This window comes from Mesorhizobium sp. B2-4-2 (assembly GCF_006442845.1).
Taxonomy (GTDB): domain Bacteria; phylum Pseudomonadota; class Alphaproteobacteria; order Rhizobiales; family Rhizobiaceae; genus Mesorhizobium.
In genome coordinates this window covers 21,139-37,666 of the sequence record NZ_VFVM01000002.1, presented here as the reverse complement: position 1 = coordinate 37,666, position 16,528 = coordinate 21,139, and the positions used below count along the sequence as shown (strand labels likewise).

At 63.7% G+C, this 16,528-nt stretch carries 13 protein-coding genes; 2 read left to right on the top strand and 11 right to left on the bottom strand.

Annotation, left to right across the window (positions count from 1 at the left end):
* The first annotated feature begins 230 nt into the window (after window positions 1-230).
* Window positions 231-3,182: a DNA polymerase I gene (gene polA / locus FJ942_RS03815; protein ID WP_181169822.1), complete on the top strand. Its 2,952-nt coding sequence runs from the start codon at window positions 231-233 to the stop codon at window positions 3,180-3,182.
* 39 nt (window positions 3,183-3,221) lie between these two features.
* Here the strand turns inward: polA and FJ942_RS03810 are convergent, their stop codons facing one another.
* The 8 genes from FJ942_RS03810 to FJ942_RS03775 all read right to left on the bottom strand — a co-directional run bounded on the left by FJ942_RS03810 (window position 3,222) and on the right by FJ942_RS03775 (window position 11,185).
* The gene (locus FJ942_RS03810) at window positions 3,222-3,626 is read right to left on the bottom strand and encodes a Fur family transcriptional regulator (protein ID WP_140500273.1); all 405 of its coding nucleotides are present in this window, start codon (window positions 3,624-3,626) and stop codon (window positions 3,222-3,224) included.
* A 183-nt stretch (window positions 3,627-3,809) separates the two neighbouring features.
* Entirely contained in the window at window positions 3,810-4,856 is a 1,047-nt protein-coding gene (gene mgrA / locus FJ942_RS03805) for an L-glyceraldehyde 3-phosphate reductase (protein ID WP_140657272.1), read from the bottom strand.
* Between the two features lie 134 nt (window positions 4,857-4,990).
* Complete coding sequence (locus FJ942_RS03800; protein ID WP_140897242.1) at window positions 4,991-6,133, bottom strand: Gfo/Idh/MocA family oxidoreductase; 1,143 nt, start codon at window positions 6,131-6,133, stop codon at window positions 4,991-4,993.
* An 11-nt stretch (window positions 6,134-6,144) separates the two neighbouring features.
* Complete coding sequence (locus FJ942_RS03795; protein WP_140584132.1) at window positions 6,145-6,891, bottom strand: sugar phosphate isomerase/epimerase; 747 nt, start codon at window positions 6,889-6,891, stop codon at window positions 6,145-6,147.
* Between the two features lie 39 nt (window positions 6,892-6,930).
* Entirely contained in the window at window positions 6,931-8,031 is a 1,101-nt protein-coding gene (gene ugpC, locus FJ942_RS03790) for a sn-glycerol-3-phosphate ABC transporter ATP-binding protein UgpC (RefSeq protein ID WP_181169805.1), read from the bottom strand.
* Window positions 8,031-8,966 (bottom strand): carbohydrate ABC transporter permease, encoded by a 936-nt coding sequence (locus FJ942_RS03785; protein WP_140897241.1) that lies wholly within the window; start codon window positions 8,964-8,966, stop codon window positions 8,031-8,033. The genes ugpC and FJ942_RS03785 overlap by 1 nt, the downstream gene beginning before the upstream one ends.
* Window positions 8,959-9,852: a sugar ABC transporter permease gene (locus tag FJ942_RS03780; RefSeq protein WP_140500283.1), complete on the bottom strand. Its 894-nt coding sequence runs from the start codon at window positions 9,850-9,852 to the stop codon at window positions 8,959-8,961. The genes FJ942_RS03785 and FJ942_RS03780 overlap by 8 nt, the downstream gene beginning before the upstream one ends.
* 94 nt (window positions 9,853-9,946) lie before the next feature.
* Window positions 9,947-11,185 carry an ABC transporter substrate-binding protein gene (locus tag FJ942_RS03775; RefSeq protein WP_140558365.1) on the bottom strand — a complete coding sequence of 413 codons (1,239 nt, stop codon included), beginning with the start codon at window positions 11,183-11,185 and terminating at the stop codon, window positions 9,947-9,949.
* A gap of 403 nt (window positions 11,186-11,588) precedes the next feature.
* Between FJ942_RS03775 and FJ942_RS03770 the strand changes: the two genes are divergently transcribed.
* Window positions 11,589-12,632 carry a LacI family transcriptional regulator gene (locus tag FJ942_RS03770; RefSeq protein ID WP_140500287.1) on the top strand — a complete coding sequence of 348 codons (1,044 nt, stop codon included), beginning with the start codon at window positions 11,589-11,591 and terminating at the stop codon, window positions 12,630-12,632.
* A 102-nt stretch (window positions 12,633-12,734) separates the two neighbouring features.
* On the opposite strand, the gene gndA is transcribed toward FJ942_RS03770, so the two are convergent.
* The 3 genes from gndA to FJ942_RS03755 all read right to left on the bottom strand — a co-directional run bounded on the left by gndA (window position 12,735) and on the right by FJ942_RS03755 (window position 16,505).
* A complete protein-coding gene (gene gndA, locus FJ942_RS03765) occupies window positions 12,735-14,183 on the bottom strand; it encodes an NADP-dependent phosphogluconate dehydrogenase (protein WP_281405950.1) in 1,449 nt (482 codons plus the stop codon).
* Window positions 14,184-14,298: 115 nt separating this feature from the next.
* Window positions 14,299-15,933: a copper resistance CopC/CopD family protein gene (locus tag FJ942_RS03760; RefSeq protein WP_140897240.1), complete on the bottom strand. Its 1,635-nt coding sequence runs from the start codon at window positions 15,931-15,933 to the stop codon at window positions 14,299-14,301.
* Window positions 15,934-15,986: 53 nt separating this feature from the next.
* Complete coding sequence (locus FJ942_RS03755; RefSeq protein ID WP_140897239.1) at window positions 15,987-16,505, bottom strand: YcnI family protein; 519 nt, start codon at window positions 16,503-16,505, stop codon at window positions 15,987-15,989.
* Window positions 16,506-16,528: the final 23 nt, after the last annotated feature.

Genomic DNA, 16,528 nt, shown 5'->3' with positions numbered 1-16,528 from the left:
GATGCCATTTATCTGTGTCCTCGAACGTGGCGATTCAAGGGCACGAATATTACACTTTTGTAACATGGCCGTGAGCAGCCGTTGGACAGGCGGGACCAAGCCGTCCCGCGGGCGAAAATAATGCCGATTTCAGCTCTTTCCAACCAACCTGTCGCCTGCCTGTCAGGGTGTTGCTGGAAGCGGTGCCTTTGGCATGGACCAAGCCGCCGCGCCGCGCTATCCCTGCCGGCATGAAAAAAGGCGATCATCTCTTTCTTGTCGACGGCTCCGGCTACATCTTCCGTGCCTATCATGCGCTGCCGCCGCTGACCCGCAAGTCCGACGGCCTGCCGGTCGGCGCCGTGTCCGGCTTCTGCAACATGCTGTGGAAGCTGATGCAGGATGCGCGCAACACCGATGTCGGCATCGTGCCGACGCATTTCGCGGTCATTTTCGACTATTCGTCGAAAACCTTCCGCAACGACCTCTATCCCGAATACAAGGCCAACCGTTCGGCGCCGCCGGAAGACCTGATCCCGCAATTCGGCCTCATCCGTCAGGCGACCAGGGCGTTCAACCTGCCCTGCCTTGAGATGGAAGGGTTCGAGGCCGACGACCTCATCGCCACCTATTGCCGTCTGGCCTGCGAGGCCGGCGGCGACACCACCATTATCTCCTCCGACAAGGACCTGATGCAGTTGGTCGGCCCGACGGTGAGCATGTACGATCCGATGAAGGATCGCCAGATCGGCATTCCCGAGGTCATCGAGAAATGGGGCGTGCCGCCGGAGAAGATGATCGACCTGCAGGCATTGACCGGCGATTCCGTCGACAATGTTCCCGGCGTGCCGGGCATCGGACCGAAGACTGCGGCGCAATTGCTCGAACAGTTCGGTGACCTAGACGGACTGCTTGAGCGCGCCGGCGAGATCAAGCAGGAGAAACGACGCGAATCCATCATCGCCAATGCCGACAAGGCGCGCATCTCGCGCCAGCTGGTGACGTTGAAGAACGATGTGCCGGTGGCCGAGGGGCTGGACGAATTCGTCCTGCACGCGCCGGACGGGCCGAAGCTGATCGGCTTCCTCAAGACCATGGAATTCTCTTCGCTGACCCGCCGCGTGGCGGAAACCACGGGAACCGAGGCAAGCGACGTCCAGGCGATCGCTGTGACGGTCGAACGCGCCGACTCCGCGCATGGGCCGGATGTCGGCGCCGGCGCGCCGGTCGCGCCCAGCGCCGAGGCGAAGCAGGACGGCGAGACGGCCCTGGCCGCAGCCGGCGGCACCAAGGAGGGCAACACCCCCTCGCTTCTGTCGGCGCTTCGCCTGGAGGCCGCCACCGCCCGCAAGATCGACATTTCGGCCTATCAATGCATCCGCGACGTCGCCAGCCTGAAGGCCTGGGTCGCCGAGGCGCTGGAGACCGGCATCGTCGCCTTCGATGCCCGCGCGACGTCGCCCGATCCGATGCAGGCCGAACTGATCGGCTTGTCGCTGGCGACGGCGCCAGGTCGCGCCGCCTATGTGCCGTTCGCCCACAGGAGCGGAAATGGCGACCTGCTCGGCGGTGGTCCGATCGACAACCAGATCCCGCTGCGCGAGGCGCTGGCCGTGCTGAAACCGCTGCTCGAGGACAAGTCTGTCCTCAAGATCGCGCAGAACCTGAAATACGATCTCGTCATCATGAGCCGCTACGGTATCGACGTAGGCCCCTTCGACGATACCATGCTGATCTCCTACGTGCTCGATGCCGGCACCTCGCATGGCCACGGCATGGACGCGCTTGCCGAGAAATGGCTGGGCCATAGTCCGCTTCAGCTCAAGGACGTGACCGGCTCCGGGAAAAATTCCGTCGGCTTCGACCAGGTCGACGTCGACAAGGCGACCGCCCACGCGGCCGAGGACGCCGATGTGACGCTCAGGCTCTGGCTGGTGCTGAAGCCGCGGCTCGCCGCCAAGGGCCTGGTGTCGGTCTATGAACGGCTGGAACGGCCGCTGGTGCCGGTGCTGGCGCGCATGGAACAGCGCGGCATCTCGGTCGACCGGCAGATCCTGTCGCGGCTGTCGGGCGAACTGGCGCAGGGCGCAGCCCGGCTCGAGGAAGAAATCTACCAGCTCGTCGGCGAGCGCATCAACATCGGCTCGCCCAAGCAGCTCGGCGACATCCTGTTCGGCCGCATGGGTCTGCCCGGCGGCTCCAAGACCAAGACCGGCCAATGGTCGACCTCGGCGCAGCTTCTGGAAGACCTCGCCGCCGAAGGCCACGAACTGCCGCGCAAGATCGTCGACTGGCGCCAGCTGACCAAGCTGAAATCGACCTACACCGATGCGCTGCCCGGCTTCGTCAACCCGGACACCAAGCGCGTCCACACCTCTTACGCGCTCGCCGCGACGACGACGGGGCGGCTGTCATCCTCCGACCCGAACCTGCAGAATATCCCGGTGCGCACCGCCGAGGGGCGCAGGATCAGAACGGCCTTCATCGCCGACAAGGGCAACCGCCTGGTTTCGGCCGACTACAGCCAGATCGAATTGCGCGTGCTCGCCCATGTCGCCGAGATCCCGCAATTGCGGCAGGCCTTCGCCGACGGCGCCGACATCCACGCCATCACGGCCTCGGAAATGTTCAACGTGCCCGTGGAGGGCATGCCTTCGGAAGTGCGCCGCCGCGCCAAGGCGATCAATTTCGGCATCATCTACGGCATCTCGGCTTTCGGCCTTGCCAACCAGCTGTCGATCCCGCGCGAGGAGGCCAGCAACTACATCAAAAAATATTTCGAGCGCTTCCCCGGCATCCGCGACTATATCGAAGAGACCAAGGCCTATGCCCGCGAGCACGGTTTCGTCGAAACCATCTTCGGCCGCCGCATCCACTACCCCGAGATCCGGTCTTCCAATCCCTCGATCCGCGCCTTCAACGAGCGCGCCTCGATCAACGCGCGCCTGCAAGGCACCGCCGCCGACATCATCCGCCGCGCCATGGTGCGCATGGACGAGGCGCTGGAGAAGGCCAGGCTTTCGGCCCGCATGCTCTTGCAGGTGCATGACGAGCTGATCTTCGAGACGATCGAGGCGGAAGTGGAGGCGACGATCCCCGTCGTGCGCCATGTCATGGAGAACGCGGCCATGCCGGCGGTGTCGATGTCGGTGCCGCTGCATGTGGACGCTCGAGCGGCGAACAATTGGGACGAGGCGCACTAGCGCCAGGCCGGCATCACCTGAATATCGATACACCTTAGACTAGGCAGCTTGCGCCCGGCACTTGGCACATGTCCCGCGGAACTCGATCACCGCCTTCTTGGCGGCAAAGCCGGTGGAGCGCACCCATTCGTCCAGCCGGTGGCCGACATCATGGTCGGACATTTCGCTCACCTGGCCACATGTGTCGCAGATGGCGAAAGCGGTCATGGAATGGCTGTGATCGTGCGGTTCGACGCAGGCGACGAATGAATTGAGGCTTTCCAGCCGATGCACGAAGCCGGACTTCACCAGCGTGTCGAGCGCGCGGTAGACCTGCAGCGGCGCGCGGAAACCCCGCTCGCGCAGCTGGTCAAGCAAGGTGTAGGCGCTGAGCGGCCCGCTGGCGGCCTCGAGTTTCTCGAGCACGCACAGCTGGTTCTTCGTCAGCACATCCCTTGCCGCCATGATCCTGTTTCCGACCTGCCTTGTGTCACATACAGGCCGTTTCCATATGCAAACGGCCCGTCCCATTCAGATAGCGACGAACCGCTGTCTTTGCTACTCCTCTGTTGAAACGCGCTGGCGCGGCATTCCGCAAACGATACCGGCGGGAGGGCTCCCACCGTTGTCGTTTGCCGGCTCCGATGCCTACTTCCTCGGCGGGCCATTGCGCTCGGCCGAGGCTGCCCACAGATTGATGTCGGACTCGCGCGCATAATTGTCGATCTCGGCAAGCTCGGCGTCGCTGAAGTCGGGCGCCTCCAGCGCGCCGACACAGTCCTCCACCTGCTCCGGCCGGCTGGCGCCGATCAGCGCCGATGTCACCTTGCCCTTGCGCAGCACCCACGCCAGCGCCATCTGCGCCAACGTCTGGCCGCGGCGGCCCGCGATCGCGTTCAATGCCTGTATGTTGGCGATGGTCTTGTCGTTGATGAAGGCCGGCCGCAGCGACTTGCCCTGGGAGGCACGGCTGCCCTCGGGGATGCCGCCGAGATATTTGTCGGTCAGCATGCCCTGTGCCAGCGGCGAGAACACGATGGAGCCGACGCCCAGCCCATCGAGCGTATCGAGCAGGCCATCGTCCTCGACCCAGCGGTTCAGCATCGAATAACTCGGCTGATGGATTACGCAAGGCGTGCCGAGCCGCTTCAGTATATCGGCCGCCTCGCGCGTGCGCTGCGAATTGTAGGATGAGATGCCGACATAGAGTGCCTTGCCCGCGCGCACCGCATGGTCGAGCGCGCCCATCGTTTCCTCCAGCGGCGTATCCGGATCGAAGCGGTGCGAATAGAAGATGTCGACATAGTCGAGCCCCATCCGCTTCAGGCTCTGGTCGAGGCTGGCCAGCAAATATTTGCGTCCGCCCCATTGGCCATAGGGCCCCGCCCACATCTCGTAGCCGGCCTTGGTCGAGATGATGAGTTCGTCGCGGTAGGCGGCAAAGTCGGTGCGCAGTATCTCACCGAACGCAATTTCGGCCGAGCCGGGCGGCGGCCCGTAATTGTTGGCGAGGTCGAAATGCGTGATGCCGAGGTCGAAGGCCTTGCGCACGATCGCCTGCTTGGTCGTGTGCGGCGTGTCGTTGCCGAAATTGTGCCACAGCCCCAGCGAGATCGCCGGCAGCTTCAGGCCGGACCGCCCGCAGCGGTTATAGACCATTTTTTCGTAGCGGTTTTCGGCGGCGAGATAGGGCATGGGGAAAATCCTCGAAGCTGGATGGACTGGGCACTGTCATCGCGAACGCGACGCGCAGGCCCTGCGCACCAACCCTTACCCTCTCCCCGCGAAAACGGGGAGAGGGTTCATCAAAATTATCGATAATCCGCGATCTAGCTCTTCTTCGCCATCAGCGCCTTGGCTTCCTTGATGCCGAGCGCGGCTGGACGTTCGCAGGTGGTCTGCATGGCGACGAATTTGCCGGTTTCGCCCGAGCGCAGGATTCCCGTCATGACATCGACGGCGTGCAGCGCCAGCTCCATCGAGCAGCGGTGCGGCCTGCCCTCGGAGATCGCAATCGCCATGTCGGCGAGGCCGGCGGTGCGATAATTGGCCATCATGCCCTGCGAATGCATCTCATTGGGCACGCCGAACGGATGCTGCCATTTCGGCAGCTTCTTGACCGGCTTGGCCGCTTCGGTGAAGCGCACGTCGCCGCCGAAGAAGTTCGGATCCGGCACGAATACGCTCCCCATCTCGCCATAGAGCTCCATCGGCGCATGGCCGTGGCTCCAGACGTCCCAGCTGGTGTTGAGTGTGATCACGGCTCCGTTCTCGAACTCCAGCAGGCCGTGGATGGTGGTCGGCGTGTTCACCGGGATCCTTTCGCCCGCGCGCGGCTTCGAACTGATCGTGCGTTCCTTGGCCGGGGTTGTGGCGAAGGCCGCCACCTGCTTCACCGGTCCGATCAGCTGGATCAGATTGGTGATGTAATACGGCCCGATGTCGAGCACGGGGCCGGCACCCGGCTGGAAGAAGAAGTCCGGATTGGGGTGCCAGTGCTCCATGCCGTGCCCCATGACATGGCAGGTGCCGCTGGTGATCCTGCCGAGCTTGCCGGTGTCGATCAGGTTGCGCACCAGCTGATGCGCGCCGCCGAAGAAGGTGTCGGGTGCCGAGCCGATGCGAAGTCCCTTCTTCTCCGCCCGCTTCTTCAAGTCGAGCCCCTCCTTGACCGAAAGCACGAACGGCTTTTCCGAATAGACATGCTTGCCCGCGTCGAGCACCTGTTTCGACACTTCATAGTGCACGGCCGGAATGGTCAGGTTGACGATGATCTCGATGTCGTCGGCCTTGAGCAGGTCCTCGACCGTCTCGGCGCGCAGCTTGAACTCCTTCGCCCGCGCTTTCGCGGCGTCCATGTTGATATCGGCGCAAGCCCGCATCCTGATGCCGCGAAACAGCGGCGCCAGCGAGAAATATGCCTTCGAGATGTTGCCGCAGCCGATGACGCCGACGCCAAGTTTGTTTGCCATGATGCTTGTTCCTAATAGGCCTTTACGGTTGCGATCGAACGGCGGGCGAAGCGCTCGATGTCATTGGGATTGTCCTGCTCCATGACGAAGTATTTGGCCGCGCTCTTGGCCCGCAGCGCCTTGATCAGGCCGGCCCAGTCGATCGTGCCGTGACCGACATCCGACCAGCCGTCCTCGTCCAGCCCCTCGCCCCGCCTTGCCATGTCCTTGACGTGAACGGCAACGATGCGCTTGCCGTGCTTTTCGATCCAGGGCAGCGGATCGGCGCCGCCGCGCACCACCCAGGCGACGTCCATTTCCCAGCCGATGTCGGGCGCTGAAGCCAGGATGTGATCCTGCGGCAGCGAGCCGTCTGCGAGTTTCTTGAACTCGAAATCATGATTGTGCCAGGCAAAGCCGTAGCCGGCCTTCTTCGCCGTCTCGCCGACCTTGGCAAGGCGTTCGCCGAAGCCGCGCCAGCCGGCAGCGTCCGACGGCCTGGACTCAGGCATGAGATAGGGGCAGATCAAAAGCTTGATGCCGAGCGCTTCAGCTATCCTGCGCACGCCGTCGAAATCCTTCTCCAGCGCATCGATGGAGAAATGCCCGGTCGGCATGGCAAGGCCGTTTTTGTCGAGTTCGGCCCGGAAGGCCTTGGGATCGTCATAGACGCCGCCGAAGCCTTCGACCTCTGTGTAGCCGAGCTTGCCGAGCATCTCGAGCACGCCTTCCCAGGGCTGAAAATTGCGCGCGCTGTAAAGTTGGAATGACCAGTTCATCGTCTTTGTCCGTTCTGCTTGGGGGATGGTTATCGGGCTTTAGATGCGGCTGCCGGTTTGGGCATCGAAGAGCGAAGCGCGCATCGGGTCGAAGCCCACCGTCACCGCCTCATCGTTTTTGGGCGTCCGTTCCGAGGTGACCCGGACGCTGAAATTCTGCTTTGCAAGCTTCAGCCACACCAGCGTGTCGGACCCCATCGGTTCGACCACCTCGACATTGGCCGCCGTCGAGAACGGCCAGCCCGTGCCGCTGTTCAGGCTGACATGCTCGGGCCTGATGCCGAACACGGCAGGGCCCGCTTCCGGTTGCTTGTCGAAATGATAGGTGCCGAGTGGAACCTTGAGATTGTCGGCCACGAAAAACCAGTCGCCAGCGTCTTTCTCGAGCCTGCCGTCAATGAAGTTCATCGCCGGCGAACCGAGGAAGCCGGCGACGAAGCGGTTGACCGGCTTGTTATAGATGGTCTGCGGCGCGTCGAGCTGCTGGATGACGCCGCCGCGCATGACCGCTATACGGTCTGCCAGCGTCATCGCCTCGATCTGGTCATGCGTGACGTAGATCATGGTATTCTGCAATTTGCGGTGCAAAAGCTTGATCTCGACGCGCAGTTCGGAGCGCAGCTTGGCGTCCAGGTTCGACAGTGGCTCGTCGAACAGGAACACGTCGACGTCGCGCACCAGCGCGCGCCCGATCGCCACGCGTTGGCGCTGGCCGCCGGAGAGCGCCGCGGGCTTGCGCTGCAACAACGGTTCGATCTGCAGGATCTCGGCGGCGCGCGCTATGCGCTTCGCGATTTCGTCCTTGGGCACGCCCGCGACGCGCAGCCCGAAGGATAAGTTCTTCTCCACCGTCATCTGCGGATAGAGTGCGTAGGACTGGAACACCATGCCGATGCCGCGGTCCTTGGGCTCTTCCCAGGTGACGTTCTTGCCCTTGATGAAGATGCGGCCGTCCGAAATGTCGAGCAGTCCGGCGATGCAGTTGAGCAAGGTCGACTTGCCGCAGCCCGAGGGTCCGAGCAGCACTATGAACTCGCCCTCGGCGACGTCGAGGTTGAGCGTCTGCAGCACCGAGACCAAGCCGAAGTTCAGCGACAGGTCCTGGATCGAAACGCTGGTGCCGTTTGCCGCCATCGACATCACCCTTTCACCGCGCCGGCGGCAATGCCGCGCACGAACAATTTGCCGGAAATGAAGTAGACGACCAGCGGCACCAGCCCGGTCAGGATGGTGGCGGCCATGTTGACATTGTATTCCTTCACCCCCTGCACCGAGTTGACGATGTTGTTGAGCTGCACCGTCATCGGATAGGTGTCGGGGCGCGTATAGACGACGCCGAACAGGAAGTCGTTCCAGATGCCGGTCACCTGCAGGATGACGGCGACGACGAAGATCGGCAGCGACATCGGCAATATGATGCGCAGATAAATGCCCCAGAAGCCGGCGCCATCGACGCGCGCAGCCCTGAACAGTTCCTCCGGCATGGAGGTGAAATAGTTGCGGAACAAGAGCGTCAGGATTGGCATGCCGAAAATGGAATGCACGATCACCAGGCCGCTCAGGCTGCCATAGAGGCCGATCTCGCGCAGGATGATGACGATCGGATAGATCATCACCTGATAGGGGATGAAGGCCCCGACGATCAGGATGACGAAGAACGTGTCGGCGCCCTTGAAGCGCCAGTTGGCCAGCGCGTAGCCGTTCACCGAGGCGATGGCGATCGACAGGATCACCGAGGGGACGGTGATGCGCACCGAGTTCCAGAAGCCGCGAGAGAGACCGTCGCAGTTAAGACCGGTGCAGGCCTGCGACCATGCCTTGACCCACGGCTCGAACGTGATCTCGACCGGCGGCGAGAAGATGTTGCCGAGACGAATTTCCGGCATGCCCTTGAGCGAGGTGACAACCATCACATAGAGCGGCAGCAGGTAGTAGAGCGCCACCACGATGAGCGTGCCGTACAGGAAGATGTTGCGGCTCGACAACATGTGCCGGGGCTTCGGTCCGCTCGGCCCCGAGGCATCGGCGCGAATGGCGGCGGGGGACGCGGCCAGGGAGACGGCATGATCAGACACGCTTGCGGCCCCCGAATTCGAGATAGGCCCACGGCACGATGACGATCATCACCGACAAGAGCATCATGGTCGAGGCGGCAAAACCCTGGCCGAGGTTCTGGGCGAAGAACATGTAGTCGTAGACATATTTGGCTGGCACTTCAGAGGAAATGCCGGGACCGCCGCTGGTCTGCGCGACGACGAGGTCGTAGACCTTGACGATGCCCGACGCGATGATCACCAGCGTGGTTATGAAGACCGGTCGCATCATCGGGATGATGATGAAGAGATACGTCTTCCAGGTGGGGATGCCGTCCACCCGCGCGGCCTTCCAGATGTCCTCGTCGATGCCGCGCAGGCCGGCCAGCATCAGGCACATGATCAGCCCGGTGCCTTGCCACAGCGCGGCGATCAATATGCCGTAGATGACGATGCTCGAATTGTAGAGCGGATCGAAATTGAAGCTTGTCCAGCCGAGGTCGCGAACCACTCCCTGAATGCCGAAATCGGGATTGAGCAGCCATTGCCAGACGAGGCCGGTGACGATGAAGGAAAGCGCGAAGGGATAGAGAAAGATGGTGCGGAACGTGTCCTCGAAACGGATCTTCTGGTCGAGCAGGGCGGCGAGCAGGAAGCCGATTACCAGCGAGAAGACGAGCGACAGCACGCCGTAGATCAAGAGATTCTCGATCGAGACGAGCCAGCGCGGCGTCGCCCACAGTCGGTAGTACTGGTCGAGCCCGACGAAATGCAGCCGCGGCAGAAGCTTCGAATTGGTGAAGGAATAAAGCACCGTCCAGGCCGTGCCGCCGACAAACACCACCAGCGCGGTGAGGATCATCGGGATCGAGGCGACCTTCGCATTGAGGTTGCGGAAGAGTTGGCTCGGGCGTTCGCTCTTGCTCATCGGTGCAGCCATGCTGGATCGGGTAAGGGCGACAAGGTCGGCACGCCTCGCTCCCGGCCCTGAGGTGGCCGGGAGCGAGGCGGCTTGTCGGCGGTCAATCGGCCGAGGCGATGATGTCGGCGAAGCGCTTTTGCGCTTCTTCGAGCGTCATGTCGGGCTTGGCGAAGAACTCCGAGAACAGGTCCTCCTTCTGCTTCTGGCTGTCCTGCGAGAGCAGTTGGTCCGTCCAGGGAATGACGGCGCCCTTGGCCAGGATGTCGAGCCCCTTCTTCATGCAATCGTTGGCAGCGTTGAGGTCGACGTCGCCGCGCACCGGCAGCGAGCCTTTCTTGAGATTGAAGGCGACCTGGGTCTTGGGATCGAGCAAGGTCTCGGCCAGCACTTCCTGCGCCTTGGACTTGTCGGCGTCCTTGAGCAGCGGGAAGTAGAAGGCGTCGCCGCCGGTGGCGATGACCTCGTTCAGGCCAAGCCCGGGAAGGCAGGTATAATCCTTGCCGGCTGTCTTGCCGGCGACCTGGAATTCGCCTTGCGCCCAGTCGCCCATGATCTGGCCGCCGGCCTTGCCGGTGATGACCATGTTGGTCGCCTGGTTCCAGTCCTGCACATTGGTGTTCTTGGCCATCTTGCGCGCATCGTCGGCGGCCTTGAAGACCTTGGCGACTTCAGGACCGGCGGCGAACGTCGCATCCTTGTCCTTGTAGACCTTGAGGAAGGTGTCGGTGCCGCCCACCGCGGCGAGCAGCACGTCGAATGCGCCCGACGCCTGCCAGGCCTGCCCGCCGACCGCGAGCGGGACGATGCCGGCCTTTTCCAGCGCCGGGGCGGCGGCGACATATTCGTTCCAGTTCTTCGGCACCGGCACGCCCGCCTTCTCGAAGGCCGCGTTCGACAGCCACAGCCACTGCCAGGAGTGAATATTGACCGGCACGCAATAGATCTTGCCGTCGATGGTGCAACCGTCGAGCAGGCTCTTCGGCCGCACGACCTCGGTCCACTTGCCCTTGGTGGCGACATCGGTGAGGTCGCGCATCAGGCCTGCCTGCACCAGCTCTTCCGCCTGCCGGCCGTGATTGAACTGGGTGGCGCCCATCGGGTCGCCGCCGGTGATGCGGCTGATCATGATCGGCCGCGCCGTGCCGCCGGACCCGGCGATGGCGCCGTCGACCCAGTGGTTGCCGGTTGCGTCGAAGGCCTTGGCGAGTTCGGCGACCGCCGCGGCCTCGCCGCCGGATGTCCACCAATGGGTGACTTCCAGATCGGTTGCGGCCGCCGGCCCGGCAAAATTCAACGCCACCGTCGCCGCAAGCGCGGCGGTCAGGAATTTGTATCGCATTTCGGTTTCCTCCCAGAATCTGAAACGTTACAGATTTTCGATACGGCAATTGCAAGATATGCGCAACCCTTCCCTTGAAAGTCAGTTCGATATTTTTCGAGCCGCGAACAAAATCCTTTCGGGATGGAGCCCGTTGTGCAGCGCAATACGCAAGAATCGCACATGGCAAGACAGAAAGCTCGCAAGAAGCTTGCTCCCAATGCCTTTCCTGCTGATTCCCAACGCTTTTCGGCGGCGAGCCCATGCGGACTTTCGACCTCGGCCACAGCCTGGTCGAACACCGGTCGTGACAATCTGTAACGTTTCAGTATAGGCTTGTTCAGCTAAGGAGACGCGCCATGGGAGCGACGGCGGCATTGCCGGCCTGGCCGGCGGCTGCTAAGCGCCTGACGGGGCGGGACGAATGGACAGACGGCGCACGGACAGCGATGACGAGACGTCGGCCAGGGAGCGGCCGACGCTGAAGACGCTTGCCTTCATGACCGGGCTCGGCGTCACCACCGTGTCGCGGGCGCTGAAGGACGCGCCGGAGATCGGCGCCGAGACCAGGCGCCGCGTCCAGCTCGTGGCCAAGCAGATCGGTTACCGGCCGAACCGCGCCGGCGTGCGCCTGCGAACCGGCAAGACCAACGTCATCAGCCTCGTGCTCAACACCGAGCACGAGATCATGAGCTTTGTCTCAGACATCATCTACGGCGTCACCGAAGTCATCGCCGATACGCCCTACCATCTGATCGTCACGCCCTACTCGCGCTCGCAGGATCCGCTGGATCCGGTGCGTTATCTGGTGGAGACCGGCTCCGCCGATGGCGTCATCATTTCGCGCACCCAGCCCAACGATCCAAGGGCCCGCTACATGCTGGAGCGCGGCATACCTTTTGCAACGCACGGCCGCACCGATATGGGGCTCGTGCACCCCTATCATGATTTCGACAATTACGCCTTCGCGGCCGAGGCGGTGCGCCATCTGGCCGGCCTGGGCCGGCGTCGGCTGGCCCTGGTGACGCCGCCGGTAGGCCTGACCTATCACGGCCACACCGTGAACGGCTTTGCCGACGCGCTGAGCGAAGTCGGCGCCTCGGAGGTGCCGTTCAACACCGTTTCGATCGACCACTCGATCGAGCAGATCAGGATGAGGACCGCGCAGCTGATGCGGCGCGACATCAGGCCGGACGGCATCGTCAGCAGCGCCGCGGCCGCCACGCTTGCCATTGTTGCCGGCATCGAGGACGCCGGGTTGAAACTCGGCCGCGACATCGACGTGGTGTCGAAGCAGTCGTCGGAATTGCTGCATCTGTTCCGCCGGGAACTGCTGATCGTCAACGAGAACTTCCGGCTGGCCGGTTCCGAGCTCGCCCGCGCCGTGCTCGGCTGGATCGGCGGCGCGGCCCCCGGCTCGCTGCAGTCGCTCAGCGCGCCGGGCGAAGTTGTGGCCTATCGCGGCTGATTGAAGCCCCGCCGCCAGAGCAATTCCCGCGTAGCTTTCCTAAGGCATTGCCCAAAAAACAAAGAGATAGAGCGGTACGCCGTTCCGCGAAACGCTGAACCGCTAGCCGGCGGCGCCGCTCCCCCAGGGTCCATGGAAGGCGCCCTTGTCATCGATACGCTCGAAGCCATGCGCACCGAAGAAATCACGCTGTGCCTGGATCAGGTTCGAGGTCCCGCGGCCCTGGCGATAGCTGTCGAAATAGGCAAGGGCCGAAGACAGCGCCGGCACCGGCGATCCGGCTTCGGAAGCCCTGGCCACGACGCGCCGCAGTGACGGATGCGCCTCCTGCATCATGGTGATGAAGGCCGGCGCCATCAGGAGATTGGTCGAAGCGCCGCCGCGGCCGAAGGCTTCGGCCATGGTGTCGAGCATCTGCGATCGGATGATGCAGCCGGCACGCCAGATCTTGGCGATGGTCGGCATCGGCAGGTTCCAGTTGAACGCCTTCGAAGCGCCGCTCATCACGGCGAAGCCTTGCGCGTAGGCTGATATCTTGCCGGCGAACAGCGCCAGTTCCAGATCCTTGAGCAGGTCTGCCTTGTCGCCCGAAATCCTGGTGACGCCGATGTTGCCATAGGCTTTTTCCGCCGCAAGCCGCTCGTCCTTGATCGATGACAGGACGCGTGCCGCCACCGCCGCCTCGATGGCGGTCGCCGGAATGCCGAGTTGCTGTGCCTCGATGACCGACCATTTGCCGGTGCCCTTCTGGCCGGCGCGGTCGAGGATGATGTCGACCACCGGCTTGCCGGTCTTGGGATCATCTGACGCCAGCACCTTGGCGGTGATCTCGATCAGGTAGGAGTTGAGCCGGCCCTTGTTCCAGCCGGCGAATACGGCGCCGATCTCCTTCGGCCCCATGCCCAGGCCGTCGCGCAGGATGCCGTAGATCTCGCCGATCATCTGCATGTCGGCATATTCGATGCCGTTGTGAATGGTCTTGACGAAATGGCCGGCGCCGTCGGTGCCGAGCCAGGCCGCGCATGGCTCGTCCTTGAACTTGGCGGAGATTGCCGTCAGCACCTTCTCGACGCGCTTCCAGGACTCTTCGGTGCCGCCGACCATGATCGACGGCCCGTGGCGCGCACCCTCCTCGCCGCCGGACACGCCCATGCCGATGAAGGTGAGGCCGGAGCCCGCCAGCTCGGAAAAGCGCCGCATCGTGTCGCGGAAATTGGCGTTGCCGGCATCGATGACGATGTCATTATGGGACAGCACGCCGCGCAATGCGGCGATCTGTTCATCGACCGGCTTGCCGGCCAGCACCATGATGATGATCGGACGCGGCGGCCGGATCGCGGCGGCAAGTTCTTCCAGGCTGTAGCAGGGGACAACCATATCCCTGAGCGCGCCGGCATTCTCGACAAAGGCATCCGTACGCGCCTTGGTGCGATTGAAAACAGCGATGCGGTGCCCGTGCTCGGCGATGTTGAGCGCCAGGTTGGAGCCCATCGTGCCAAGGCCGATCAGGCCGATTTCGGCTTTTTCCATGTTTCTTCCCTGCTTTCGGATCTTGTTTGTTCGAGCCCGCGATTGCCCGGGTTTTTGCCAAGATGCATCCTGCCAGGATGATTGACGGGCCTTCAGGCTCGCGTCAACCGCCTCGCCGAATTGTGTTGGACAGCCATCACGGCCTGATGTCTACCGGCGCCTCGATCTTCACCATCTCGAAGTCGGAGACCAGTATGTCGATGCGCGCCGTCCACCGGCCAGGGACCGGGATGACGAGATCGTCGACACGCCAGCTGCCGTCGCCGGGCTTTGTCGCGGCCCGCTTCAGCGGCTCGATGCCGGAGTCCGGCTTCGACAGCACCAGCGTCACCTCCTTGGCGTCGAGCGGCCCGAAATCGCCGGTCATGATGATCATCGAGGCGGCGACCGGCCCGGCATGGCCGGGCGTGATGCTGAGGTCGGCCATCGCCTTCAGCGCGTGGATATGAACCGACACCGGCTGCGCCGCGGCAATCGCCAGCGCCCGTGGCGGCGGCGTGAAGCGCCAGCCGGCGGCAACACCGAAGATGGCGAGTACGATCAGTATTTCGACGCCGATCGAACGGGTGAGCCTGCGCCGCACTTCCGTCGCCCCCGCCTCGGCCATTGCCGTCAACCTCCAGCGGTTGACGGCGGCGAGCGTGAACAGGAAGACCAGCAGCGCAAGCTTGACCAGCAGCAGCCGGCCATAGGCGGTGTTGACCAGCGCTGCGGGTGTTTGCACCTGGATGACGGCCAGCACCACGCCGGCGGCGGCAAGCAAGGCCACCACCGGCATGATAGCGGCGGAGAACCGGCGAAGGAACGTGACGGCTTCGGCATCCTGCCGTTTCAGCGCGAGTCCGAGCGGCGCCAGCGCGCCGGCCCAGAAGGCAATGCCCGCGCCATGCAGGAACACCATCGGCCGCGTCAGCCATTGCGGCTCGGCGGCACTTGCGTGGCCGCTGGCGGCGAGCGCGAGACCCGTTCCGGCCAGGCCGGCGAGCGCGAGGGGCCTGGCGGCCGCGCGCGGCCCGGCCAGCGACAAAAGACCGAGCCCCAGCGCGATCAACGCGATCAACGCCGTCCAGCCGAAGCTGGTACCGAGACCGGCGGTCCAGATGGCCGGCTGCGCCATATGCGAGAGCGGCGCGCCGAGCGCATCCAGCCCTTGCAAGCCAAGCGACAGGGGTGCCGCGACCAGCCCGCACAGGATTGCGGCGGCGACGAAGCGCTGTCCGGCGCGGCCACTCCGCGCCAGCCATGCGAGAGCGAAGGCGCCGCCGACGCCGAGGAACAGGCCGATATAGAGGCAGACCTTGCCGATCCAGATCGCCGAGCGCAATTGCCAGTCGACGGCTTCGGAAACAGCCGGCGGCTGGCTCGCCGCGCCGATGGAAAACAGCAGAGAGCCGCCGACCGGATGACCGTCGGCGGAAATCACTCGCCAGCTCAGCACATGCGTGCCCGATCCAAGTGCCTGCGGATCGTCGATCACGACGGTCTGGTCGCTGAGGCGGAAGGACGTCAGCGGAACGGGCGTGCCGTCGGGCTTCACCAGCGTCAGCACCAGTGGCGAGACCGGTTCGCTGAAAGTCAGCGCGAATTGCGCCGGGGCCTGCGACAGCACGGCGCCGTCGGTCGGATCGGTCTTGATCAGCGCGGCGTGCGCAAAGGCCTGATTTGTCGTGGCCACGGCAATCAGCATGGCCAAGGTCAGCAGCCCTATGGCAGCTCGGCCGATGAGCTTGCCGGTCGCGCGAACCGTCCTGGAAGGGAATATCACCGTCATGTCATTGCCATGAAATGCGGCGCGCTCCTGACAATGGAGCGCATCGCGAGAGCTTACTTTTTCGGCGTGAGCTCGATGCCGGGCGCGGGGTTCTCCAGGGCGTCTTCGTCCTGCGCGGCCGCCGGGATTTCGATCCAGCGGTCGGCGGCGCCACCGCACTCCTGCACCACCGGGAAATAGAGTTTCTGACCCGCCGGGAGGTCTGCCGTCAGCATCGCACGGAAGACGAACTCGTCGTAGAATTCGTCCGGCAGATTGCCGCCGCTCCAATCGACCTCCTTGACGCCGTCGGCCACCGCCTGGCCGTAGAGCTGGTAGGATTTCTCGTACTTGCCCTTCTTGGTCTGCAGCGTCCAGCCGGGCTTCGGCATCGGCTTCACCGCGATCACCCCTTCCGGGATCTGCACGCGCACGGCGGTCGTCGCCTTGCCGTCACAGCCATGCGGCACCCGCAGGATGGCCTTGTAGGTCGAACCGACCGCCGCTTCCTGTGTTTCGAGCGTGACATGCGCGAAGGCGGCACTGGTTCCCAGCGCCAGAAGCGCGCCGGCCGACAAAAGATACTTGTTCATGATGGTCCCTCTGAATTCAATAG